Raw genomic sequence first — 24,029 nt, 5'->3', positions numbered from 1 at the left:
AGCGCGTATACAGACCGCTGGGCGCTTTATTTGTTCAATTTGTACAAGATATTAGTTTGCCCGGGTATCAGTTTGAATAAAAACAACTATTTACTTCGCGGTTGTGATCAAGTTTCGCCGTTTACCAGTATTGTCATTAAAAAGGATGTTCAACATGAAATACCAATCTCTAAGTTCATTGGCAGCGCTTTCGTTACTCACTTGTAGCTTCAATACCTACGCTCAAGCTCCACAACAACCTCAAGGCTGGATGTGGGGATTCGGCGTTGCTGCCTCACAAGATGTATATACTGATTTCGATAATCGAGTTGTTCCTATTCCTATCATTGGTTATGCGGGCGAACGCCTGCGCGTTTACGGCCCTTTTGCAAGCTATCAACTACTACAAGAAGGGGCGATGTCTGTTGATGCTCAGTTGGTGCCTGTATTTGCTGGTTTCGAAGAAGATGACAGCTTCATTTTTGAGGGTATGGAAGACAGAGACTTTAGTTATGCAGCGGGAGTTGCACTAAGCTACAATTGGCAAGGCTGGACGTATTCTTTATCGACTAACGCCGATATTCTTGGAAAATTTGATGGCTATCAAGCGTCGTTTCGCTTAGGTAAACCCTTTCGATTTGACGGCTACATGATTGAGCCATCGCTGGGTGTAACTTTCCAAGATGAAAACTATGTGGATTACTACTACGGTGTGCGCCCTGAAGAAGCAACAAACTTTAGAGCTTTCTATGAAGGAGAAAGCGCGGTTAACACAGAACTACGTCTTGCCATTTCAACACGACAGTTCTTGGGCGGTATGACTCGCCTTGAATTTGGCGCGACCTTTTTTGATGACAGTATCAGCGACAGCCCTTTGACTGACGATGATACTGCTCTAAGCGCGATGTTTGTTTACACACGCATGTTCTAACAACGAAAACTTACGTTGAAGGTTGAGATGACACCGCAAACGCTTGGGTTTCCCAAAGCGGTACGGTAGATATGCTATGCTTGTAACTGCCTGAAGTTTCTTTCGTACTGTACGACAAATAGATCAGCGTTTTAGTCTCTTCATCATAGATACGGCGAAGTTTCATATTTTTAAAAAATACGCTTTTGGACTTTTTAAATATGACTTCGCCTGAATCAGATTTATCTATCTCTGAAAGCATCTTGGCCGTTATAGGCCCAGTTTGTCTGCAAGCGATGGAGCTATCAGACGGGTCGGAAAAATCCAAATTGGCTTCAATGCTTGATATATGACAAGTTACACCTGTTACAACTGGGTCTTGTAGCGCATCAATCTTAATGTCTTTAGTTGTAAACAGACCAAGGGAGACATCACCCACCTCGCTGTCGCTACACCCTGCCAATGTCAAACTTGTCGCACCAACAGCCAATACTGTTTTAAACCATCGCTTCATTTTCTTCTCCCTAATACTAAAGCTGCCCCCAGCCTATTACATTTTTGCGAAACGCAACCACATGATTTAGGCCGAGGGATTAGCCAATGTACTAAGCATGGGGTGTGTTTACTTGTCATTCAACATATTTAATGCCGTTGTATCCATTAAATGATGCTGTTTGATAAGTTGTTTGGCAGCTTCAATGTCAGGAGCAAAGTAACGGTCTTTATCGTAAAACGGTACTTTTTCTCGTAACAGTGACATTAACGGCAGTAAACGCTCACTGGTTTTTAGCGGCTTTCTAAAGTCTAAGCCTTGGCATGCTGCTAACCACTCAATGGCTAAAATGCCGGCGACATTGTCAAATATATCGCGAAGCCTGCGGGCGGCAAATGTCGCCATAGACACGTGGTCTTCTTGGTTTGCTGATGTGGGAAGAGAATCAATTGACGCCGGATGTGCCAGCGTTTTGTTTTCACTGGCCAATGCGGCACAGGTAACCTGAGCAATCATAAAGCCTGAGTTAACACCGCCGTTTTCCACCAAAAATGGCGGTAAGCCACTTAGATGCGTATCAATCATCAATGACATGCGACGTTCAGACAATGCACCAATCTCAGATAACGCAATAGCTAACATGTCCGCCGCCATCGCCACCGTTTCTGCGTGGAAGTTGCCGCCAGATAAAATATCACCCTGCCCACTATCACCACCATCATCGTTCACAAATACTAACGGGTTATCGCTAACACCATTAGCTTCAGTGACTAGCACTTCTTGTGCGTAGCGCATTTGCTGCAAACACGCCCCCATCACCTGAGGCTGACAGCGCAAAGAGTAAGGATCTTGTACTTTTTCACAGCCCTTATGTGACTGTCCAATTTCTGAGGTATCTAGCAGAGTTCGAAATGCTTCGGCCACATCGCACTGGCTTTGGTGGCCGCGTACTTGGTGGATGCGTGGGTCAAACGGCACGCGTGATCCTAGCGCGGCATCAACGGTTAATGCACCAATACCGATGGCACTGCAAAGGGCATTTTCAGTGTAAAACAAGCCTTGTAAGGCAAACGCGGTAGACGCTTGTGTACCATTTAATAGCGCAAGCCCTTCTTTTGGCGCAAGGGCAATGGGTTCAAGTCCTGCTATTTGTAGCGCTTCAGTGGCGGTAATTCGCTTGCCTTCATAGAACGCTTCACCTTCGCCCAATAGCACCACGCTCATGTGCGCTAACGGCGCTAAGTCGCCGCTTGCACCTACCGAGCCCTTTTCCGGAATGGCGGGGTAGACTTGTGCGTTGTATAGCTTAATGAGTGCTTCGATAACACTTAGGCGAATGCCAGAGAACCCACGAGCCAATGAGTTTATTTTAAGCAGCATCAGCAAGCGTACGGTATCTTCGCTCATGAAGTCCCCTGTACCAGCGGCATGGGAAAGCACAATACTGCGTTGTAAGAGTTCAAGCTCATCGACATTAATGCGCGTGTTGGCTAACAAGCCAAAGCCTGTATTAATGCCATAGACAGTGCGGTTTTCTTTTATGACGTTTAACACAACCTGCTCTGCGGCATTGATGGCGGGTTTAGCACTTTCATCAAGTGCCAAGTGCACATGCTGTCGATGTACGTCACGCAGTTGTGAAAGAGTAAGCGTACCGGGAATAAGGGTTAATGTAGGTTTCATTCGCTTATTCCTCGCCTTTTGCCGTATTTAACATTGGCAGGTCTAAGTTGTGCTTTTGCGCACAGGTTTTAGCAATATCGTATCCAGCATCGGCATGACGCATAACCCCTGTTGCAGGGTCATTGTGAAGCACGCGCGCAATGCGTTCGTCAGCTTCTTTTGAGCCATCGCACACAATAACCACACCTGAGTGCTGACTAAAGCCCATGCCAACGCCGCCGCCGTGGTGCAAGCTTACCCACGTTGCACCGCCTGCGGTATTGAGAAGTGCATTCAATAACGGCCAATCTGAGACTGCGTCAGAGCCATCAAGCATAGATTCTGTTTCTCTGTTCGGCGACGCTACCGAGCCAGAGTCAAGATGATCGCGTCCAATGACCACTGGCGCACTTAGCTCACCATTGCGCACCATTTCGTTAAAGGCTAAGCCAAGCTTTTGTCTTTCGCCTAACCCAACCCAGCAGATACGCGCGGGTAACCCCTGAAATTGAATACGTTCTTTGGCCATATCAAGCCAATTGTGCAAATGCGGATTATCAGGAATAAGCTCTTTTACCTTGGCGTCAGTTTTGTAAATATCTTCAGGGTCGCCAGATAATGCAGCCCATCTAAAGGGCCCTATGCCTTGACAGAAAAGCGGACGAATATAGGCTGGCACAAAACCTGGGAAGTCAAAGGCATTAGCAATTCCTTCTTCCAGTGCCATTTGACGAATGTTGTTGCCGTAGTCTAGCGTTGCCGCCCCGGCCTGTTGGAATCCCAGCATTGCTTTTACTTGCAGCGCCATTGACTGCTTAGCCGCTTTTACCACGTGCGCTTCATCAGCGGCGCGCTCAAATACTGCTTGCTCCATCGACCAACCTACTGGTAAATAGCCATTTAGCGGGTCATGTGCACTGGTTTGATCGGTAACCACATCGGGTATAACACCGCGCTCAAGTAACGCTGGAAATACTTCAGCCGCGTTGCCAAGCAAACCAATTGAAATAGGCGTACCTGATTTTTCTGCCTGAGCCAGCATATCTAATGCTTCATCAATCGAGCTCGCTTTTCTATCAACATAACCAGTGCGAATTCTAAAATCGATACGACTTTCATCCACTTCTACGGCAATCATTGAAAAACCCGCCATGGTTGCTGCTAGCGGCTGTGCGCCGCCCATACCACCAAGACCACCGGTTAAAATCCAACGTCCCTTTGCTTGGCCATCGAAATGGGTCTTAGCAACACTGACAAATGTTTCATATGTACCCTGCACAATGCCTTGCGAGCCAATATAAATCCAAGAACCTGCGGTCATCTGCCCGTACATCATCAAGCCTTCTTTATCGAGCTTGTTAAAGTGCTCCCAGTTAGCCCAGTGTGGAACAAGGTTAGAGTTAGCAATGAGTACGCGAGGTGCGTTTTCATGAGTAGGAAACACGCCAACCGGTTTACCTGATTGCACTAGCAGTGTTTCGTTGTTGTTCAGGCGCTTTAACACCTCGACAATTTTATCGAATGACGCCCAGTCTCTGGCCGCACGGCCAATACCGCCATATACCACAAGGTTTTGTGGGTGCTCAGCAACATCAGGATCTAAGTTGTTCATCAACATGCGAAGTGGCGCTTCAGTTTGCCAACTTTTAGCATTCAGCGTAGTGCCCTTTGGGGCGCGAATGACTCGTGTAGGGTCGAGGCGTTTCATAAACTTCTCCAAAAATATGTGAAGGCCGTTATTAGAATTCTAAGTGGCCACCTAAGCGGTAACGACTTCCGGGGTGATATAGCACCGCGTGACTTACCACTGTGTTATCTGATGTGTTTTCTTGCAGCTTTGTGCGTGTAAAGGTGCGCCTTGTTACTTTCAAGCAAGGCTCTTTATGTTGAATAAGAAGCGATTGAGCAATGTCTTTGTCTACCAACACTGCTTCCACGCTATGGTCGGCCTGTGACAAAGGTGCAACTTGGTTTAAGTAGTAGTTCGCCGTTTGCGCTTTAAAGTCTTTATCAAGGTAATCTGCTATCCACTTTGGGCAAACCCAGCGGTCTTCATACTGCACCGGCAGCTTGTTTTCGCAGTGCACGATAATGCTATGGAATACGTCATCTCCTTCGCTTAGCCCTAATCGCCTAGCGATGTCAGCGCTTGCCGAAGTGCGCTCCAATAACAAAATTTCGTTGCTGTACTGATGCCCGCGTTGCTCAATTTCATCGCGAATACTTTTAATTTCCAGCATGGAACTCATAGGGCGATGATCAGACACAAAGGTTCCAATTCCTTGGCTTCGCATCAAAATACCTTCATCAACCATTTCACTAAGCGCACGCCTTGCTGTCATTCGACTTACGCTATGCTGCTGTGCCAGCTGGTTTTCCGAGGGCACCTGCTCTCCTGGCTTCATGTCACCCTTTTCAATGGCATCGAGTAACGCCGTTTTGATTAATACGTAACGTGGCTGCATAACAAGGATGTACTACTCTTAGTCTTTAACATTTTGATAACAGCATACTTGTATATACAAGTATGTACAAGTAGACTCAGTACAAAATTTGTTTTTACGTAGGAAGCAACATTTGGCCATGAATTATCAATACGACGCCTTATTCCACAATGTGCGCATTGCCTCTATGCAAGATAACAATGCCCTATACGGAGAACTACTAGACACGGCCGTGGCTGTTAAAGATGGTCACATTGTTGCGCTTATCGACGCGCAAAATAACAGCGAGTTTCAACAACACGCTAAAGCGGCTAAACAACTTATTGACGGCAATAATCAATGGCTATTGCCCGGTTTTGTCGATTGCCACACACATTTGGTGTATGGCGGCAATCGCGCCATAGAATTTGAACAACGTCTTCGCGGTGCCAGCTATCTTGAAATTGCTCAGCGAGGTGGCGGCATAAAAGGCACCGTCGCCAGTACGCGAAGCGCAAGCAGTGAAGAGTTACTCAAAAATGCTGTTAAACGGGCAAAAAGGCTATGCGAAGAAGGCGTCACAACGGTTGAAATAAAGTCGGGATATGGACTGGATATCGACACTGAAGTACGCATGTTAAAAGTTGCCAAGCAACTTGAACAATTGTTGCCTGTTTCCGTTTTTACGACCTACTTAGGGGCACATGCGCTGCCTCACGAATTTGCTGATGATGCTGATGCCTATATCGATTTTGTTTGCGAGCAGGCTATGCCACGTATGGCAACAGAGCACCTTGCCGATGCGGTAGATGTATTTTGCGAGACCATAGGGTTTTCAACGGCACAAACCGAGCGGGTGTTTAACAAAGCCCTTGAACTTGGACTACCCGTAAAAGCCCATGTAGAGCAACTTAGCGACAGCAAGGGTGCTTTACTGGCAGCGCGCTACAATGCGTTATCGGTGGATCATATTGAATATTTGGCTGACAGCGACGTCCCTATACTTGCTCAAAGCGGAACCGTTGCGGTGTTGTTACCTGGTGCGTTTTATTATTTAAATGAAGTACAAAAGCCGCCTATTAACGCGCTTAGAAGCCATAATGTGCCTATGGCAGTGGCAACTGACTTTAATCCGGGAAGCTCGCCCCTTGCATCTATTTTAACGGCAATGAACATGGGCTGCGTCCAATTTCAGTTAACGCCTGAAGAGGCGCTGCGCGGTATTACCGTACATGCCGCAAAGGCGCTGGGTTTGACCGACAGAGGCGTTATTGATGTAGGCAAAGTGGCTGATATCACGTTGTGGGATATAGATACTCCTGCTGAACTTGCTTATTGCATTAATGGACATCGCCCCACTGCCATTTTTAAAGGAGGCGAACATGTTTAACTGGCAAGGTCGTACTGACAGTGAAGATGGTGAAAAAGGCCTGCGATGGCATCAGCGCGTTAAGCGTGATGTTGATCTTCAGGACTTCGCAAGTGATGCTGTTACCACGGATGTTGCGCTAGTAGGGTTTGCAAGCGATTTGGGCGTTAAGCATAACAAAGGCAGGCTTGGCGCCGCTGGTGGGCCTAACGCAATCCGCGGCGCCCTTGCCAATTTGCCGTGGCACTGGCCTTACGCTCAGTTGACTGATTTTGGCGATGTGGGCGTCGACCCTATTCGAACAGCTAATTCGCAACATAGCTCACATGGCAATTCAGATATCGATAACACGTCGCGTACCGCGCAAGAGGCAATACCACAATGTGCACTCTCCCAAGCGCAGAACCAATATGCAAACGCTATCAGTTATGCCCTTACAGCCGATTTGCACACGAAGGCTAACGGTACGACTAACAAGAAGCCTACCGACAATCAACGACTTGTGATTGGTTTAGGCGGCGGTCATGAGATAGCCTGGGGAAGCTACTTAGGGCTTTTTAATGCCCATGCTAACCATGCTGAACAGGCAACTGTCGCAGGTAAACGTTCAGGTAAGCGCATAGGTATTATCAATTTTGATGCGCACTTTGACTTACGTAAACCGGCCCCGAACACCAGTTCAGGCACACCATTCAGGCAAGTGTATGAACACTGTCAACTGCACAATGTGCCTTTTCATTACGCCTGTGTCGGTGTGTCGAAAGCGGCGAATACTTCTGCGCTTTTTGAATTTGCTGACTCTTCTAATACGCGTTACGTTTTGGATACTCAGTGTAACTTTTCTACCATCTGCGACACCTTAGCGCCCATGTTGCAAGACATTGACTTGCTTTATGTCACCGTGTGTTTAGATGCGTTTCCAGCATCTGCAGCACCTGGCGTGAGTGCGCCAAGTGCACTGGGTATAGACCCACTATTGGTTATTCGCGTGTTACGTTACTTGGCAGAAAAACAACAGGCCATGCAATACAAGTGGCAACTTTGCGATATTGCCGAAATGAACCCGCAGTTTGATATAGACAGTCGCACAGCCAAGCTGGCTGCACGACTTATTTTTGAAGTGACTGACGCGCTGGTTTAGTTTTCAGCGCGTTGACAAGCGGCTGCAGTAAACAACACATCGGTAGAGCTATTCAGCGCGGTTTCAGCAGAGTCTTGAATGACACCAACAATAAAGCCCACTGCCACTACTTGCATTGCAATTTCGTTAGGAATATTAAACAAGCTGCACGCGAGGGGTATAAGCAGTAGCGAACCACCTGCAACACCTGAACTACCACACGCCGATACAGCAGCAATAACGCTAAGCAAGACTGCCGTTGGAAAATCAACATCTATACCTAGGGTATTTACCGCTGCGAGTGTTAACACGGTAATGGTAATGGCAGCGCCAGCCATGTTAATGGTCGCACCCAGCGGAATAGACACCGAATACGTATCTTCATCAAGCTTTAAGCGTTTGCAAAGGGCCATATTCACCGGAATATTGGCCGCAGAACTGCGCGTAAAGAAAGCCGTGATGCCACTTTCTTTTAGGCACTTAAATACCAGTGGATAAGGGTTCTTTTTCGTCGCCAAGAAGACCAAAAATGGGTTGGTGATAAGGGCGATAAACAGCATGGCGCCAACCAGCACAGTAATAAGTTGCCCGTATTCTACAAGCGCACCAAACCCGGTAGAGGCAATAGTGTTTGCCACTAATCCAAAGATACCAAATGGCGCAAGCTTGATCACAAAACTAACAACGCTGGTTACGCTGTCTGCCATGTTTTGAAGCAAGGCTTTGGTTGCTTCGCTGGCATGCCTAAGCCCTAATCCAAGACCGACGGACCAGGTAAGAATGCCGATATAGTTACCATTAACCAGTGCGTTTACGGGGTTATCTACCATATTGTAAAGCAAGGTAGTTAGGACCTCTGACACGCCTTTTGGCGCAGCTTGGCTTACCTCTGACGTCACAAGGCTCAGGCTTGTTGGAAAAGCAAAACTGGCAAGCACCGCTGTTAAAGCGGCAATTAAGGTACCAATTAAATAAAGGACAAGAACGGGCTTAATAAAGGTTTGCTCGTTTTGTTTGTGATTGGCAATTGATGCCATCACTAGAACGAAAACAAGCAGTGGTGCAATTGCTTTTAAGGCTTTGACAAACAGAGTTCCTAGTAAACCGGCTGATTGTGCTGACGTGGGCGACAAAGTCGCTATCGCAATGCCGCATACAATTCCGATGATAATTTGCAGTACCAAACTGCCATTCATATAGCGCTGAAACAGGCTCGGGCGTGACGTTGAATCCATAAATATTGGTCCATTATTATTTTGACGACGCACCTTATAGGATTACGCGCCGCAAATGAACCTGTTTGGCCTTAGTTTCCTGCAAATTACCGTATGATTGGCGTTTATACCAGTTTACGGTTCATCTCAACTTGATCACCCCACCGCGTATTGTTTTTCTAACGCACTTAACCCAACGCCGTTGCGTTTGATCACTTTGAGCTGAGTAGGAATGCGTTCTTTCATGGCTTCGATATGACTGATTACGCCGATCATTTTGCCGCTGGCGTTTAAGTTGTCTAGCGCATCAAGCGCCACATCCAGCGTTTCAGCATCTAGTGTGCCAAAGCCTTCATCTAAAAACAGTGAGTCGATACTGGTCTTGTGACTCACCAAATCAGAAAGCGCTAATGCAAGCGCTAAGCTCACCAAAAAGCTTTCGCCGCCTGATAAGGTTTTGGTATCACGCACAACGTCGCCCTGCCACGTATCCAACACACTTAACCCAAGACCTTCGTTTTCCTTGCGAATAAGCTGGTAGCGACCGTGCAACTTATCGAGCTGTTGATTCGCTAACTGCACCAGATTGTCTAGCGTTAAACCCTGCGCAAAGCGCCTGAATTTGTCACCGCTTGCCGAGCCAATTAACGAGTGTAAATAAGTAATGTCATCGTAGTAGGTTTCAAACGACGCCATTTCACTGACCAACTGCTGCTGCTTTTCGCGTGCTTGGTTGTTTGCCCTAACCTGCTGCTCTACCTGCCCTTGTTGTGAAAGCAGCGTATCTTTTTGCGCCATTTTTTCTGTAAGTGCGTCTGACACCCACATGGCGCCCTTCTCATCAAGGCTTGCCTGCCACGATGTTGCATTCTCATGAGATAACAGCTTGTTTAACGCCTCTTCAGCATTGGATAAGCGCAGTTGCGCTTGACTGCGTTTTTCGGCAAGTGTTTTTTCTAAACTGACTAGCCGCTTGCGTTCATCATCGCCAAGCAATGCAGCGGAAAAGGCCTTTTCATCATCAAACGGGCTTGCTGACAACTTTTCGGTAAATTGCGCATTGGCCTGTTCAAATGCGGCACTTTTCTCTTTTAACTGCTCGTTTAACTGTGCAATTTCAGCTTCTAGTGTAGACACACGGGTATCCGCGGCATGCAATTGCTGCGTGGTGTCTTGCAGAGTAGATTCTGCTTTGGCTATTGCGTTACTTGCCTGGGTTCGTTGTGCATCAATGTCTTTCTCAGGAAACAGAGTGTCTCGTTTTTGTTTAAGCGCAGCTATGGTTTCCGCTACTTTAACGCTCTCATCATTAGCTTGTTTTAACTGCTTTGACACACTCTCAATGTCGCGTTTTAGCTCGATAACTTTATTATTAAAGTCAGTGATATGCGGTGTTAATGCTTCGAATTGTTGTTTGTTTTGCTTGTAGGTTTTAAGGGCTTCAGCCTTATCAACCAGCCACTTCTGAAGGTTTTGTGCGCTGGGTGCTTGTTCTTTTTCTTGTTCTGGCGCCTGTTCTAGCAATTCAGCTATACGTGTTAATACCGACTGAGTACGGCTGTCGAGATCACGTTGTTTTTTCTCCAACACATCGCTGTCATTGGTCATTCGTTGTTGTAGCGAAGTGACCTGTTGTTCAATCAACTGCTTTTCATTGGTTTTACTTAACAAGGTATTTTTTGTGTTCGTCACGGTAGACGTTGCGCCATTTAAGGCGGCTTCTGCATGAGCAATATTCTCAAGCTGCGCTTTTATTGCCTCGCCTCGCGCTTTAAACTGGGCCACAAAATCTGACAGGCCCTTTTTGTCTGTAATATCAAGCGCAGGTAGCGTCTCGTTAAACGACGCGAAGGCAGTGATGAGTTCCTCGGTAAAGTCACGCCATTTAACGGTAAGTGATTCCTTAGACGTAGTAAGTTGGCCGCACTGCTTTTCAATTTGCGCAAGTGTGAGCTCTGCGTTAGTAACACTCTCTTTGGCTTTGGCACCTTCTAGCTCAATGCTTTCTAGCTTTTGCTTAAGGGCATCACGACGGGTAATAGTCTCTGGTATATCAATCGCTACGCTTGATACAGGGTGCTCGTTTGCGCCACACACAGGGCAGGGTTCACCGGCTTTAAGCTGCGCACGCAGCTGAGCCACTTCAGCATCAAGTGCGATAAGTGCTTCAATATCTTTAAGCTCAGTTCTGGTTTGCTTGTACAATTCGACAAGCCGGTTTCGCTCAGCCTGCTGCTGTAAAAGAGTTTCACGTTGCGCATGGTGTTGCGACGTCAATTCACTAAGCTCACCTTCAGCATCACTATATTGTTGCTGTAAATGCTCTAGCTGAAGCAAATTGTTCCACTGCGCTAGCTTGCTATCACGCTCCAGCGTCAGTGCCGCTTTATCACCGTTAACTAATAATGTATCAAGCACTTGCTGGCATTGTGCGAGGTGTTGCTGTTCCTTTTCACACTGCGTGCTAAGCGCTGCAACAGATTGCTCAATGCCCTGCTGCTTTGATTTAAGCTCGGCTAAACTATGGGTATCGGCTTCATGCTTTTGAGCCAACGCTGAAATTGTTTGATATTCATTGGCAATATGCCCTGCGCTTTCATGCCACCCGCTAATGTGTTCGGCCATAGCGCCTAGGCTTGCGTTCGCGTTAAGGTAGCTAGACAGCGCTTCTTGCTCACGCTTTTGACTTGCCACATCATGCTCTCGCTGCGTTTTTTGCTGCTCTAGCGCGTTTAATTCACGGGTAAGCGTTTCAATAGATGCACGGTGATGACGCAGTGCTTTTTCACTATGACCAAGTTCGTTGTCTATAGGAAGAACATCGTTTGTAATGCGCTGCTCTAGTGCGCTACTTTGCGACTTTGCATTATTAAGCGCAGCATGGGCCTGTTCAACCCGTTGGGCGGCTTGTTGTTTTTGTTGCTGCACATCTGGCAACAGCGCTGTTTTTTCATTCAGGCGCGTTTGATAGCTTTCTACATCTAACTTGAGTGATTGCATGCGTACATAAGGCACCCTAAGCGCTTCGGCAGGTTCACTGCGCCTTAAACTATCGAGCTCATCTTTAGCTTCGCTTATTGCCACATCAGCGTCGGCTTTGTTGTGCTTTGCCGTATTTACTGCGCTTTGACTGTTTTCTAATGCTTGTTGCCAATGCTTTTGTTGCTGTAAATACTCAATATCTGTATTCAGCGCTTTCACACTCACTTGCACTTCACTAAGCTGTTGCTCAAGGGCCGAAACTTGCTCTTCGCTAAGTAGGGTTACACCTTCTAACTTAAGCGAGTATTCTTTTTTGGTTTGCTTGGCTTCAGTAAATTGTTGATGCACCGCCTGTGATATTTGGCCGTAAATCTCTGTTCCGGTAAGCTCTTCAAGGAGCTCCGCCCTATCACCTTCATTAGCATTTAAAAATGCAGCGAAATCGCCTTGAGACAGCATCATCGATTTTGTAAAGCGCGCAAAGTTAAGCCCCGTTAAGCGCTCAATCTCGTCACTTTTAGGTCGCACTTGTGTGGCCAGCACTTTACCTGATTCAACTTCGGCAAGTTCTACATCGGCACTTTGCAAATTGCCATCAGCTTTACCTCTTGCTCGTCGCATACTCCAAAACGCGCGGTACGCTTTGCCCTTAATATCAAATTCTACCTCAGCCAAACACTCGGCAGTACCGCGGGTCATAATGTCGTTGTTCGACACAGAAATCGCCCCAAGGCGCGGCGTTTGGTGGTAAAGGGCCAGACAGATGGCATCGAGCAATGTAGTTTTTCCCGCGCCAGTGGGCCCGGTAATAGCAAATAAACCATTGTCTACAAAAGGCGATTGTGTGAAATCAATTTTCCACTCGCCTTTGAGGGCGTTTAGGTTTTTAAGACGTAAATTGAGGATCCTCATGCTTTATCCTCCGTCTCATCAAAGAACAGCGAGGCTTGCTGTAAACTCTTTGTATCTTCTGGCGGTGTATTTTCTGGCGTCTCGCCAAGCTCGCTACTTTGAACGCTCTTTTTGCCACCATCTTGAATACTGTTTTGAACACCTTGCTGACCATCAAGGTCTTCTTGATTGGTGTTGACCAACTCAACAGCGTCAGCAAATAAGTTGGATATCCGCGACATACGCTCAGGCGTGTCGTCAAAATTCTCAAGCTCAAGTCGCGCTTCGAACACCTCAGTGACTGACAGCTCACTTAGCTGCACATTCTGCTTATCAGATAAGCGCTTCACTTGCTGTTTTCTCACCCGCTTAAGCTGCAAAATTTCTGCATGCTTTCCGTCTAGCATTTGCTGAATGCGTTGCTGTAAGTCCGTCAGGTAGTCTTGAGTTTCAACTTCAATACACAGCCATGCTGGCTGCGCTTCAGTGGCATTAGCAATGTCGTCAGACGTAGTAATTTTTTGCTCTATGGTGGCAAGGTCGCCCTTTATAACTTGCATTGCCTGAAAACGAGGCACCGATATTGTGGTTATCTCGGGGCCATTTTCATCACCATCAAAATCCACCAGCACAACTTGTTTTTGCGTATTAAGCTCATCAAAACTTAGGGGAATTGGCGAGCCAGAGTAACGAATATGTGCTTTCCCAGCCACTTTTTGTGGTCGATGAATATGACCTAACGCAATGTAATCTGCCGGCGGAAAGCCCGATGCATCAAAACCTTCTAATGTACCTATGTAAATATCGCGAACACTTTCTGACTGGCTTACGCCAAGTGCTGTTAAATGTCCTGTGGCAATAATAGGGATCAGCTTGTCACTTGCGCTTGAACTAGCTTCACGCAGCGACACGGCCTTTTGGAACAAAGTGGCGTAATGCTGTTTTATTGCATCACCCAACGCTTGGCGTTTTTCAACAGCATCTTGCCCTGCGCTACTTATAATGACATCACGAGGACGAATAAATGGCACCGCACACAAGATGGCACCGCAATTCCCCTGACTGTCTTCTAATGTAATGACCTGGTCGTCAGCATCGCCGAAAGTACTGGCGATAACGTGGCTATTTAAGTATTTCAGCAACGCTTTGCTTTCGTTAAGTACAGATACAGAATCGTGATTTCCGCCCAGTACAATCAGCGTACATTTCTTTGTTTGCAGCGCACCGATAAATTCATGATATAGCTCACGGGCATAACTTGGCGGTGTGCCCGTATCAAACACATCGCCTGCTACAATAAGTGCATCAACACTGTGCGTTTCAACTTCATTAAGAAGCCATTTTAAAAAGGCAGCGTGTTCGTTCTTTCGGCTTTTGGTAAAAAAGCTTTGGCCAAGGTGCCAATCTGAGGTGTGCAGTATTTTCATGTAGCAGAGAAACCAGGAATGTAGTGTAGAGAATTAGCGCATCAAGACGGTTAATGCCTTGTCTGTATGAACTATAGAGATTTTCTATTTGTGTGACAACGACCTAATGACATTAAGGTCTATGGTTTTTGGGTTTTGGTTTTTGAGTTTTGAGTTTGGGTATTGAGGTTTGAGCTTTGAAGCTTGGGTTTTAAAATTTGGGATCTTAGTGGCACTTACATCTGTTTTGAAAATGGTGTGCGCTATATTGAGCAAGCCATTGCCCATTCACGATGACTGCTGGTGAATGGGCAAGGTTACGGTACGCCAACTTATTTGCTGTAAGAAACGTTAGCAATAGCCTGGCTTTCAATATTTAGGTACTTTTTAATTGCTTCACTGTTTGCACCGTATTGGTCAACGAATTCAGCAACAGACATGCCGTTACAGGTCATTTCGCTGGCAACGTACTGCTTATCAACAGCAGACAGTTTAAGCTCTTTATGCAATTTCCATTTATTACCCGTAGCTGCAGCAACACAAAGATTTGAAGTAACAGAGTCATCTGCTGCCTCAATTTGTGTAGAGGCCATAGCAGCACCAGTGAACATAGTAGCAATTGCAACAGTAGCGATAGATTTTACAAGCGTTTTCATAGCACGATTTCCTTATTGGATGACATTGAGTAATGTTTAGTGAATGCACTTGTGTGCAATTTGCTAAACTTACCTAGTCTATTTCAATGACCGCGCCAACTTTTAATTATTCAACCAATTCAAAAGCTTAAACAAAAAACACCAAAAACAAAGCCAACATCACTCTGTGCCAAAAACCATCAAAATACGCTATTGACTAACATTTAGCGATTTTGACCACTACGATTTTTTTTGCCTTTGCAATGAACGTGAACTTGCTACGCACTTTGATAGATATTATCCCAATAATCATCGAGTATAGCGCAAGCCTCACGCAATGGTTTTGCTTTAAATATGTCGTTTGATTGCGAAACAATATTCATACGCACAAGTTTGTTAAGGGCATCGGCCACGTCGAAATCGAGTACGCATTGGTGCTTCTGCATAAACCAGTGCTCAATTTTCTCGTCGAGCTCCTCTGCGCTAATGCCCGCGCTACCGAAGTTAAGCAAAAAGGAATAAGCCAACAGCGCCTCTTTACAATCCTCTTCTTCTGCAGCATCGATAAGGGTGTGAAAAACGCCCGCGTTGTTATCAAGGTTTTTAAAATAGAGATTGTCAGACAAGGCTTTCATAAAGCGAATCTTTCTGTTTTTAAACTTTGTCCACTCTTTGAAAACAAAGCTTCCGAAGACGCCCATACCAATACCAAAGGTCATTAAACTTTGCGTAGTGAGCGTGACTTCTTCATCTCTTAACCCTAACCAAAACGCCACTACTGACGCCATTAAAATAAGCGATGCGCCAAGCTTAGTAACCAATACTACCGTGCCTCCTACTGCCGCCGACGCGCCGATAATCAGCTTATCTAGTGGTCTCATGCGCACTTCGCTGTTGGGAAACAGCATTTCCAAATCGGCTTTTGGGACGTTCTGAAAAAGCTTCACTATGGTTGAGCCGGGCGTAAAAGTAAGTGATTTTCGGTTATTTTGATTAAAGTAATCTGCGTCTTTAAACGTAATGTATACCGCTACGCGATCGTAGTGCGTAAACTCAATTTTTCTTTTTCTTAGCCCCCACCACTGACGGAGTGTTTCGGTTTTAACTGACTCTCCACGTCGGTAAAACACAACATCTTCAAAATCGTCAAACTGTACTTCTAAGCGCACTTTAAATAACGACTCTTCATTAAGCGCTTCTCTTAGGTCTTCGTCAGTGACTTTCTCAAAATTTGCAGCGTCGAGCAGTTCGGCAAAGCCCGACGAAAATGCCTGTTTGCTTGTTTGTAAGTCAGTATGAGTTATTTGACCTATCACCCGAGTATCACGGTTAGGATCAAACAGCGCATAGTTATCTTTAAGGTGTTCTAAACGATTGTGATAATCATAATGAATGCGGCTCACTAAAAGCTTCGCGAACGTGTCGAATTGATTGGCATTCTCTATATTAGGCGATTCAGTAAGGTCTTCGCACAATGTAATAACATCATGCTTTCTAAAAGGAATATAGCGTTCTCGCGTCATTGTATTTTTCTTATTCCCGAGCATAAACAAATGAGGTTATAGCAATGTGGTACAGCAAAGCTAGACTGAACTCAAGTTTCAGTTCCCAGTTTACATCTAAGGTATAAACGTCATCACTTCATAGATATTCATCATTTTATGTGCATCACGATTTGGTATACTTAACCAATGAGTTATCCCGTTCCTGCCAATCAGGTTGAAACCCTGTACGAAATAAAGAAAAGCAAGTTTATTGCTTTTGCTGCCTTTGCGAATTCTCGCGAAAGTGCCATGGCGTTGTTAGACAGCGTTAAACAACAATATCCGGACGCACGTCACCATTGTTGGGCCTATGTATTTGGTAGCCCTAGTATGCCCACTAGTGCAGCGATGGCCGATGACGGTGAACCGAGCGGTACTGCGGGGAAACCGATTCTTAATGTGCTACAACACAAAGACATTGGTGACATCATGATTATTGTCACACGCTACTTTGGTGGCATTAAATTAGGTGCAGGCGGATTAGTACGAGCCTATTCAGCGGCTGCACAGCAAGTAATTGACGAATTAGAGATACGCCAAGAAATAAGCTTAGAAGATGTGTTTGTAGAGGTCGACTTTAAGCATGAACAATTTGTGCGCCACTTGGTAGAACAAGCTTCAGGCGATATAGCACAGTGCGATTATTCCCACTGTGTAGATATGCACATAAAGCTACCTGCCACCGAAGTGGCAGGATTTAAAGCGCACATGGCACCTGTCGCGATGAGTGTAAAGTCGTCGCGTTAGCTAGAGAGTTAAAACTGACTCACGCTATGCCTTATACGTGCCACGGATAGGGTAATTGTTGTCTGGATTTCTTATAAACTCTAACCCTGAAACCAACTGCTCTAGATCGGGGCGTACAAATGGTGCGTTGGCTATTTCAGCAATATGAATCTCGTTATTCTCGTTGAGCACAAATAACGCAGGTTCAGCAAAGTTATGATCCGTTTCTTTTTCTGAACGAGGCGTTGAGATGTAAAGTCCTAGTGTCTCCATGTCTTGCTGAGTAAGGCCGTAAGCAATAGGAAAACTGATGGAGAGATCTTTCATATGCGCTTCAAATTGCGCTTTGCTGTCTCCACTAACAGCGACTAAGTCGACGTTTAATTCTCGTAGCCGACCTTTGAATTCTTCAAGCTTGTTGAGATATTTAGTACAGATTGGACAGTGCTTTCCCCGAAACACTACAACCATTTTCCAGTCACATCCTTCTTGCTTGTCAGCAAGTGCGACAACCTCATCTGAAGACGATTTAACCGTAATATCGGGAAATTGAGTAGCGGGGTGCAATTTCTGTGTATACATATCGAGTTCCTTAGCAATAGTAATTCGTAAATCCTTCACAAAAGCGATGAATGCTTCACTTTTATTTTGAAGTATCATTTATTGCTACGCTGATTCGTCTTAATAGATCGGCACAATGAAGTAGCGCCTACGAAAAGTGTGGTAAAACAGCATGATATTAAAGTACTGTTTACGCCGTTTACTAGTGTGATTGAAAGCGGTGCGCAACACGATTCAGGTAAGTGCAGCCGGTATGTTTAGCACTATATCGGTTAAAATACAGCAGCCAGAAGCCCGTATTTAGTCTGCTTCACTGATTTGTTTTAGACGTGTAGCGCTGTTATCACACCAAAAGCAATTTTCTGCAGGCTTGCGTTTAATCGCTTGGGTAAAAGCCTGCTTAGCCGGTGCATACTGCCCGTTTATAAAATACGCCTCCCCCAGACTGTCCCATAAATTACCGTCGTCGCTGTAGAGTTCGACATTCAGCAGTAACAGGGCTATTGCGTCGTTATATCGTTCATGATCCACTAACCGCAAACCGGCGCGATTCAGAATACGCTTGTTATCAATCTTGCTGGCAAAAGTTTTCTGTATCACTGCCTTTTTGTGCTCAGGGCTACCGGTTGTGTTTAGCGATAGTCCTACGATTTGGCTGGTGATGCCGGTCTCATAGACTGGTAACGGTTCATTTTCAAAAAGGTACTGCTCGATGTAATAAGGCAAGGCCATGGTACTTTCTACCAATGCATTTGAGGCAAACAGGATTAGTATCTTTTCATCAGGCAACCAACGAAAATCAAAGTAGTAGGTTCCATTTGAGCCATTGTGACCAACAAAAGTGGTTTCCCGTGGGGTTGGCATGACTGCCCAGCCATAACCATAGTGGCTGGTGCCCTCCTCGTTTTCTGCTACATGGGGCTCAAAGAGCTGATCGCGGTATTTTGCAGACAACACCGATTCACTCTGTAGCGCTTGTGCCCACAGATACATATCATTCATGGTGGATAGCATGCCGCCATTTCCTTTCAGTGGCCAGGCGATAGCTGTATCCTCAAAGTACTTATCCCGGGTACTACCCGTCTCTACTTCGCCAAACAAATACCCTGCAGCCGCAGGGAGTTCCGCCAATACTGGATTAAGATAACCAGTATGGTACATACCGGCTGGCTCAAACAAGGCCTTTTGAAGGTACTCTTCGTAAGACATCCCGCTTACCAGCTCAATGATCCGCGCCAGAATACTGTAACCAGCATTTGAATAGGCATAGCCTTCACCTGGCGCAAAATAAAGCGGTAAAGCAAACAGCCGGTTAAAGAACTCATCGGTCGGGACGTGTGTAAAATCACTCGCTCCAATGCCATTGGCAATGCCGGCTGAATGGGTAAGGAGCTGATGCAGAGTGATAGCTTGTTTATCTTCGGGCAGGCTGTTAAAAAACCGGCTAATTGGCATTGTAGTGCTTAGTTTGCCCTGTTGTACAAGATGCATCACTGCCGCAGCGGTAAACTGCTTGGTTACAGAACCGATATCAAACAAGGTATCGGCGGTAATAGGCGTACTCCCCTGTCGCTCTGTTTTTCCGTAACCTTTATTTAAACGAAGCTTACCGTCTTCAGCAATTAAAACGGCGCCGCTGAAACCGTTGGTCTCAGCTGTGATTAAATACTGATCGAGCTTATTTAAGCCGGATGCATCGGCGGCTAACACCATGGGGCTGGTTGTTATCACCAGGGCAAGTAGGACTATTTTGAGTAAACGCATTACCAACTCCGTTTCAGGTGCTTTTTAGTAGAGTCGCAGACGCAGACCAAAAAGTTTTTATTGTTGCTGTTGTTGTTTAATCGTCTGCCACTGAGAAACGTAACAGTTGTATAGTGTCTGGTCGAATAGGTAAAAATCAATCTTAAGTGTGGATGCAAATTGTAAACAAGCGTTAATGTCCACGCTTGCCGCTCAAACACGAAAAAGCTAAAAGCATCTGCCGGAACATTTATGAAATTTTATACCGTCAGGTTCTGTCAGCTATGGTTGAGATTACCTCTTGGAAATGTTGCTCTTTCTGAAAGTAAAAAAGCAGCCCTAGGGCTGCTTTGATTTTTTGTCTTTCGCAATTACTACTGAGAGAATTATTACTGAACGTAACCCTCGTTAGCTTTCACCGTCAGTGGGTGATAGCCCGGCTTCGCTTCTTCAAACGCACGTTTTGCAAAGGCTTTGCCTTCTGGCGTTTTAGACAGTTCGCGATAAAGCGGCTTAACCAGCTTATTACGACCAATAGTGACTAAGTAGCTATATAAACGTTCAAAGGCAGGTTGGTAGTTGTTCTCAACTGCAATCATTAGCCAGCTGTGCGCTATTTCATTGTTTTGCGTTGACGTTAATGAGAATGCAGCATCCAGCTCTGCAAGCTGCTCTGCACTTAGCGACTTTGGCATGTTGTTAAGGAAGTATAACCACTCATGCACTGTCCACTGTGCAGTATCAATATCAGCCGCTTTCACTTCACCGGCTAGCCATGCATTGCGCGTAGTGTCTATTTTTGCAAAAGCATCTGATTCAGGCTTAGGGGCACCTTCTGGAATACCCGGCTCGAATATCCAAGTGTTAATACGCTTGGCATCTAGCTTAGATGGATACTGTTTTAGTAAGGTATCTTCTAAGTAAGTAATAAAGGTATCGGTTGTAATGCTCTTGAACGCGAAGTCTTTAAAGTATTGCATTAAGAATGCATCAAAGTTTTCACGACCAATCTTGTGCTCAATTTCGCGTAAAAACAACGCGCCTTTTTCATAAGGGATATTTGAAAATACGTCGTCAGGATTACGGCCGCGTAAGTCGATTGCCAGTATCTCATCGTTGGCGTCTAGCGCAGCAACATCATTTTGTAAGTCTTGGTATCCCAATACCGCTTCTTTCTTGAAACGATCATGACCGTAGATCATTTCCATAATGCGATAGGTTAAATAAGTGGTGAAACCTTCATTTAGCCAAAGATCGCGCCACGTTGCATTAGTTACGGTATTGCCAGACCAACTGTGTGCAAGTTCATGTGCAATTAACGACACTAAGCTCTTATCACCCGCGATAACGGTTGGGGTGATAAAGGATAAACGCGGGTTTTCCATGCCGCCAAAAGGGAAAGAAGGAGGAAGAATTAACAAATCGTAGCGATCCCATTGGTATGGACCATATGTTTCTTCGGTCACTTCTAGCATGGCTTCAGTGTCTTCAAACTCTCTTGCCGCGCTTTCTAACAATGCAGGTTCAGCATATACGCCCGTGCGCTCGCCCATTGCTTTAAACTCTAGGTCGCCAATAGCTAACGCAATAAGGTATGACGGAATAGGCTGAGGCATAGTGAATTCGTACTCACCGTCGCGCTCTGTTGTTGGATCATTTGAAGCACTCATTACAGCCAATAACGATTTCGGCGTTTTGATCGTGGCATCATAAGTAACGCGCACTTGAGGCGAGTCTTGAAGTGGAATAAAACTACGCGCATGCACGGCTTGTGCTTGGGTAAACAAGAAAGGGTGTTGTTTACCGGCAGTTTGCGCGGGAGTTAACCACTGTACACCCGACGCCTCTGGCGACGTTGAATAAGCTACCGTTACACTGTTTACGCCTTCTGGTAGTGTAATTGAAAGCGGTGTACCTAAATCATCATCAACCTTGCCCATTTCAAATGCGATATCGCTACCTTGCGCCGTTACACTCTTGATATTGAGTGCACGCGTATCAAGCACAAGTGTGTTGTTCTCAGGAGCAGTGCGTTCAACGTCTAAGGTCACTTCACCAATAAGCTGTTTGGTATTGAAGTCTGCTGTAAGGTCGATAGTTAAATGCTTTACTCGAACTTCGTCTGGATTAGCAAAGGAGTGATAATCAACACCAGAGGCAATCTCAGCGTGTGAGTTCAACGCTTGGTCTGTACCCTTTGTTGTATCTTGCGAGGTATTTTGAACAGCGCTATCTTTGGCGCCTTGCGCTTGAGAGGCGACGTCGCTACTTTCGCTGCAAGCAAAAAGTACTGGCATGCTTATACATGCTGCCAGTAATCCATATTTATTCATGTGACTTCCTTAAGGTAGTGATAACACGGTTTATGTTATCAAGCCTTTAGGAATCACGCGAATATAAAGCGACCATTACACGAATAGTACGATGTATTTACTTAACTGAAATCTCTACTTCGATGTTGCCGCGAGTAGCGTTTGAGTAAGGGCAAACCTGATGCGCAGTGTCAACGAGTGCCTGTGCTTGCGCCTTGTCCATGTCGCCTAAATCAACCGTAAGTTTAACCGCAATAGCAAAGCCTTGCTCGATAGGACCGATGGATACGTCACCCGTTACATTAATGTCGTCGGCCAATTTAATTTTCTGTGCCGCAGCCACGTGCTTAAGCGCACCAATAAAACACGCAGAGTAACCCGCTGCGAACATTTGCTCAGGGTTAGTACCCTCTCCGCCTGCACCGCCCAGCTCTTTTGGTGTAGACAGTTGAAGTGATAGCTTGCCGTCACTTGATTTTGCCGTACCTTCACGACCACCCGTCGCAGTTGCTGTGCCGGTATAAACCACTTGTTGAAGCTTGTGCATAAGTGCTCTCCTTTCGTTCATTAATTTGGTGCGCTTGGCATACTAAAACTTACCTTACCAAACCCACATATTTTGCATGCAAAATAAATTAACACTATCCCATCTTGCAGATCAAGTACTTTGCATGCAAAATATAAAATCATTTTTTAACGAGGCCGTACCATGTCTGAACTCCTAAAATTAGAAAATCAGCTGTGTCATCGGTTTTATACATTGTCGAATGCCTTTACACGGGCATACCGGCCCTTGCTGAAAACCCTTGATATAACCTACCCTCAGTACGTCACGTTAATGGCGCTTTGGGAAAACGACGATATCACTATCGCGAACTTGTTAGAGGTCACTGATATTGACGGTGGCGCCATGTCGCTTATCTTAAAGAAGCTTGAAGCAAAGGGCTTTTTAACCGTCATTAAAGACGACAACGACAAACGCGTGCGACGGGTAAAACTTACGACCGAAGGTATAGCGAAAAAAGCGGTTGCTGAAGAAGTTCCCACACAGATGCTATGTAAACTGCAGGGGATGACCAAAGAGGAAAGCCACATGCTAAGAGACTTACTTGATAAGCTCGGTGGATGTTTTTCGCAATCAGCCTCTGACGATAACCTGTAAAATGTCACTGCATTGTCATCACATTTTGCGCTAAGTTTGCTATTATCAACGTATTGAGCGAACAAGTGTTCGCCTAAAAAGCGTGTTTTTTCTAACATTATTTTGCGATTAGATGTATCAACGCACGCTACAAGGCAAAACAGCACTTAGCAATATTAGCAATATTAGCAATGTCATTAGCAATATCAGTGGAGCCAGCATGACGACTTCAAATGCGTTTACGCAAACTGCAAATGCCGCAAAAGAAAAAGCGAAGCAAATTCCCGCCAAAGCGTATTCTGTTGTGGAAGAATGGCTCAATAGCATCAGCCATGGTGCGGGATTAATTGCGGCCATTGTTGGTTTGGTTTTTATGCTCTATCGAGCCGACAATACGCTAGAGTTGACCACCGCTGCCATATACGGATCTACGCTGATATTAATGTTCCTAAGCTCTACCTTGTATCACGCCATTTCACATCACAAAGCCAAAAGCTGGCTTAAGCTTTTTGATCATAGTGCAATCTATTTGTTGATAGCAGGTACTTACACACCTTTATTACTTGTATCCATAGGTGGCGTATTGGGTATCACTATGACAGCCATTATTTGGTGCTTAGCCATTGCGGGTGTTGCCTTTAAACTTGTGGCACAGCATCGCTTTCCTAAAGTGTCGGTAATGACCTATCTATTAATGGGATGGATAGCATTAGGGCTTATTTATCCGCTCTACATGGCACTACCCGGCGCAGGGCTATGGCTATTGGTAGCAGGCGGTTTGTGCTTTAGCGTAGGCGTATGTTTTTACGTTGCCAAAAAAGTAAAGTACACTCACGCCATATGGCATGTGTTTGTCATCGGTGGTTGTAGTTGTCACTACTTCTCTATCTACTATTTTGTGGTATGACTGCACAGTAA

19 protein-coding genes are annotated in these 24,029 nt (G+C 45.6%); 6 read left to right on the top strand and 13 right to left on the bottom strand.

The features are described 5' to 3' along the window. Positions 1 to 154: 154 nt before the first annotated feature. Positions 155 to 910, top strand: a complete 756-nt coding sequence (locus LHL20_RS08115; protein ID WP_226432936.1) for a MipA/OmpV family protein — start codon at positions 155 to 157, stop codon at positions 908 to 910. A gap of 10 nt (positions 911 to 920) precedes the next feature. Here the strand turns inward: LHL20_RS08115 and LHL20_RS08110 are convergent, their stop codons facing one another. The 4 genes from LHL20_RS08110 to LHL20_RS08095 all read right to left on the bottom strand — a co-directional run bounded on the left by LHL20_RS08110 (position 921) and on the right by LHL20_RS08095 (position 5,509). Then, positions 921 to 1,403, bottom strand: a complete 483-nt coding sequence (locus LHL20_RS08110; protein WP_226432935.1) for a CreA family protein — start codon at positions 1,401 to 1,403, stop codon at positions 921 to 923. 108 nt (positions 1,404 to 1,511) lie between these two features. Then, positions 1,512 to 3,065 (bottom strand): histidine ammonia-lyase, encoded by a 1,554-nt coding sequence (hutH, locus tag LHL20_RS08105; RefSeq protein WP_159623823.1) that lies wholly within the window; start codon positions 3,063 to 3,065, stop codon positions 1,512 to 1,514. 4 nt (positions 3,066 to 3,069) lie between these two features. Continuing rightward, positions 3,070 to 4,752 carry a urocanate hydratase gene (hutU, locus tag LHL20_RS08100; RefSeq protein ID WP_226432934.1) on the bottom strand — a complete coding sequence of 561 codons (1,683 nt, stop codon included), beginning with the start codon at positions 4,750 to 4,752 and terminating at the stop codon, positions 3,070 to 3,072. A 31-nt stretch (positions 4,753 to 4,783) separates the two neighbouring features. Further along, entirely contained in the window at positions 4,784 to 5,509 is a 726-nt protein-coding gene (locus LHL20_RS08095; protein WP_226432933.1) for a UTRA domain-containing protein, read from the bottom strand. A 118-nt stretch (positions 5,510 to 5,627) separates the two neighbouring features. Between LHL20_RS08095 and hutI the strand changes: the two genes are divergently transcribed. Together hutI and LHL20_RS08085 are read left to right on the top strand one after the other, a co-directional pair. Continuing rightward, complete coding sequence (hutI, locus tag LHL20_RS08090) at positions 5,628 to 6,857, top strand: imidazolonepropionase (RefSeq protein WP_226432932.1); 1,230 nt, start codon at positions 5,628 to 5,630, stop codon at positions 6,855 to 6,857. Beyond that, on the top strand, positions 6,850 to 7,977 hold the full coding sequence (locus tag LHL20_RS08085) for a formimidoylglutamase (protein ID WP_226432931.1): 1,128 nt from the start codon (positions 6,850 to 6,852) through the stop codon (positions 7,975 to 7,977). Before hutI ends, LHL20_RS08085 begins: the two co-directional genes overlap by 8 nt. Here LHL20_RS08085 and sstT read toward each other — a convergent pair. From sstT to LHL20_RS08060, 5 genes are all read right to left on the bottom strand, one after another. Further along, positions 7,974 to 9,191, bottom strand: a complete 1,218-nt coding sequence (sstT, locus tag LHL20_RS08080) for a serine/threonine transporter SstT (RefSeq protein ID WP_226432930.1) — start codon at positions 9,189 to 9,191, stop codon at positions 7,974 to 7,976. The two genes, LHL20_RS08085 and sstT, sit on opposite strands and share 4 nt — an antisense overlap. A gap of 135 nt (positions 9,192 to 9,326) precedes the next feature. Beyond that, positions 9,327 to 13,064, bottom strand: coding sequence for an AAA family ATPase (locus LHL20_RS08075; protein ID WP_226432929.1), 3,738 nt, complete (start codon positions 13,062 to 13,064; stop codon positions 9,327 to 9,329). Beyond that, positions 13,061 to 14,470, bottom strand: a complete 1,410-nt coding sequence (sbcD, locus tag LHL20_RS08070; protein WP_226432928.1) for an exonuclease subunit SbcD — start codon at positions 14,468 to 14,470, stop codon at positions 13,061 to 13,063. The genes LHL20_RS08075 and sbcD overlap by 4 nt, the downstream gene beginning before the upstream one ends. A gap of 311 nt (positions 14,471 to 14,781) precedes the next feature. Then, positions 14,782 to 15,105: a DUF3718 domain-containing protein gene (locus LHL20_RS08065; protein WP_159623839.1), complete on the bottom strand. Its 324-nt coding sequence runs from the start codon at positions 15,103 to 15,105 to the stop codon at positions 14,782 to 14,784. A gap of 257 nt (positions 15,106 to 15,362) precedes the next feature. After that, positions 15,363 to 16,607: a TMEM143 family protein gene (locus tag LHL20_RS08060; RefSeq protein WP_226432927.1), complete on the bottom strand. Its 1,245-nt coding sequence runs from the start codon at positions 16,605 to 16,607 to the stop codon at positions 15,363 to 15,365. Between the two features lie 168 nt (positions 16,608 to 16,775). On the opposite strand from LHL20_RS08060, the gene LHL20_RS08055 reads away from it, so the two are divergent. Further along, positions 16,776 to 17,375: a YigZ family protein gene (locus tag LHL20_RS08055; RefSeq protein WP_226432926.1), complete on the top strand. Its 600-nt coding sequence runs from the start codon at positions 16,776 to 16,778 to the stop codon at positions 17,373 to 17,375. Positions 17,376 to 17,399: 24 nt separating this feature from the next. Here LHL20_RS08055 and LHL20_RS08050 read toward each other — a convergent pair whose 3' ends face one another. The 4 genes from LHL20_RS08050 to LHL20_RS08035 all read right to left on the bottom strand — a co-directional run bounded on the left by LHL20_RS08050 (position 17,400) and on the right by LHL20_RS08035 (position 22,517). Beyond that, positions 17,400 to 17,936, bottom strand: a complete 537-nt coding sequence (locus LHL20_RS08050) for a peroxiredoxin-like family protein (RefSeq protein ID WP_226432925.1) — start codon at positions 17,934 to 17,936, stop codon at positions 17,400 to 17,402. A gap of 279 nt (positions 17,937 to 18,215) precedes the next feature. Then, entirely contained in the window at positions 18,216 to 19,679 is a 1,464-nt protein-coding gene (locus LHL20_RS08045; RefSeq protein ID WP_226432924.1) for a serine hydrolase, read from the bottom strand. A 368-nt stretch (positions 19,680 to 20,047) separates the two neighbouring features. Beyond that, complete coding sequence (locus tag LHL20_RS08040; protein WP_226432923.1) at positions 20,048 to 21,991, bottom strand: M1 family metallopeptidase; 1,944 nt, start codon at positions 21,989 to 21,991, stop codon at positions 20,048 to 20,050. A 97-nt stretch (positions 21,992 to 22,088) separates the two neighbouring features. Then, the gene (locus LHL20_RS08035) at positions 22,089 to 22,517 is read right to left on the bottom strand and encodes an organic hydroperoxide resistance protein (RefSeq protein WP_159623847.1); all 429 of its coding nucleotides are present in this window, start codon (positions 22,515 to 22,517) and stop codon (positions 22,089 to 22,091) included. 162 nt (positions 22,518 to 22,679) lie between these two features. On the opposite strand from LHL20_RS08035, the gene LHL20_RS08030 reads away from it, so the two are divergent. Together LHL20_RS08030 and trhA are read left to right on the top strand one after the other, a co-directional pair. Further along, positions 22,680 to 23,132 carry a MarR family winged helix-turn-helix transcriptional regulator gene (locus LHL20_RS08030; RefSeq protein WP_159623848.1) on the top strand — a complete coding sequence of 151 codons (453 nt, stop codon included), beginning with the start codon at positions 22,680 to 22,682 and terminating at the stop codon, positions 23,130 to 23,132. A gap of 199 nt (positions 23,133 to 23,331) precedes the next feature. Then, entirely contained in the window at positions 23,332 to 24,018 is a 687-nt protein-coding gene (gene trhA, locus LHL20_RS08025) for a PAQR family membrane homeostasis protein TrhA (RefSeq protein WP_159623849.1), read from the top strand. The last annotated feature ends 11 nt before the right edge of the window (positions 24,019 to 24,029 follow it).

Origin of the sequence: Alteromonas sp. McT4-15, assembly GCF_020515205.1 — a bacterium.
In the GTDB taxonomy this organism is placed as follows: Bacteria; Pseudomonadota; Gammaproteobacteria; order Enterobacterales; family Alteromonadaceae; genus Alteromonas.
Note: the sequence above shows the minus strand (reverse complement) of the source record. Positions and strands in the feature narration are given on the sequence as shown.

Bases quoted from the DNA above. Each gene is read 5' to 3' on its own strand.
- LHL20_RS08115 (WP_226432936.1), top strand. From the start codon at position 155: ATGAAATACCAATCTCTAAGTTCATTGGCAGCGCTTTCGTTACTCACT.
- LHL20_RS08110 (WP_226432935.1), bottom strand. From the start codon at position 1,403: ATGAAGCGATGGTTTAAAACAGTATTGGCTGTTGGTGCGACAAGTTTG.
- hutH (WP_159623823.1), bottom strand. From the start codon at position 3,065: ATGAAACCTACATTAACCCTTATTCCCGGTACGCTTACTCTTTCACAA.
- hutU (WP_226432934.1), bottom strand. From the start codon at position 4,752: ATGAAACGCCTCGACCCTACACGAGTCATTCGCGCCCCAAAGGGCACT.
- LHL20_RS08095 (WP_226432933.1), bottom strand. From the start codon at position 5,509: ATGCAGCCACGTTACGTATTAATCAAAACGGCGTTACTCGATGCCATT.
- hutI (WP_226432932.1), top strand. From the start codon at position 5,628: ATGAATTATCAATACGACGCCTTATTCCACAATGTGCGCATTGCCTCT.
- LHL20_RS08085 (WP_226432931.1), top strand. From the start codon at position 6,850: ATGTTTAACTGGCAAGGTCGTACTGACAGTGAAGATGGTGAAAAAGGC.
- sstT (WP_226432930.1), bottom strand. From the start codon at position 9,191: ATGGATTCAACGTCACGCCCGAGCCTGTTTCAGCGCTATATGAATGGC.
- LHL20_RS08075 (WP_226432929.1), bottom strand. From the start codon at position 13,064: ATGAGGATCCTCAATTTACGTCTTAAAAACCTAAACGCCCTCAAAGGC.
- sbcD (WP_226432928.1), bottom strand. From the start codon at position 14,470: ATGAAAATACTGCACACCTCAGATTGGCACCTTGGCCAAAGCTTTTTT.
- LHL20_RS08065 (WP_159623839.1), bottom strand. From the start codon at position 15,105: ATGAAAACGCTTGTAAAATCTATCGCTACTGTTGCAATTGCTACTATG.
- LHL20_RS08060 (WP_226432927.1), bottom strand. From the start codon at position 16,607: ATGACGCGAGAACGCTATATTCCTTTTAGAAAGCATGATGTTATTACA.
- LHL20_RS08055 (WP_226432926.1), top strand. From the start codon at position 16,776: ATGAGTTATCCCGTTCCTGCCAATCAGGTTGAAACCCTGTACGAAATA.
- LHL20_RS08050 (WP_226432925.1), bottom strand. From the start codon at position 17,936: ATGTATACACAGAAATTGCACCCCGCTACTCAATTTCCCGATATTACG.
- LHL20_RS08045 (WP_226432924.1), bottom strand. From the start codon at position 19,679: ATGCGTTTACTCAAAATAGTCCTACTTGCCCTGGTGATAACAACCAGC.
- LHL20_RS08040 (WP_226432923.1), bottom strand. From the start codon at position 21,991: ATGAATAAATATGGATTACTGGCAGCATGTATAAGCATGCCAGTACTT.
- LHL20_RS08035 (WP_159623847.1), bottom strand. From the start codon at position 22,517: ATGCACAAGCTTCAACAAGTGGTTTATACCGGCACAGCAACTGCGACG.
- LHL20_RS08030 (WP_159623848.1), top strand. From the start codon at position 22,680: ATGTCTGAACTCCTAAAATTAGAAAATCAGCTGTGTCATCGGTTTTAT.
- trhA (WP_159623849.1), top strand. From the start codon at position 23,332: ATGACGACTTCAAATGCGTTTACGCAAACTGCAAATGCCGCAAAAGAA.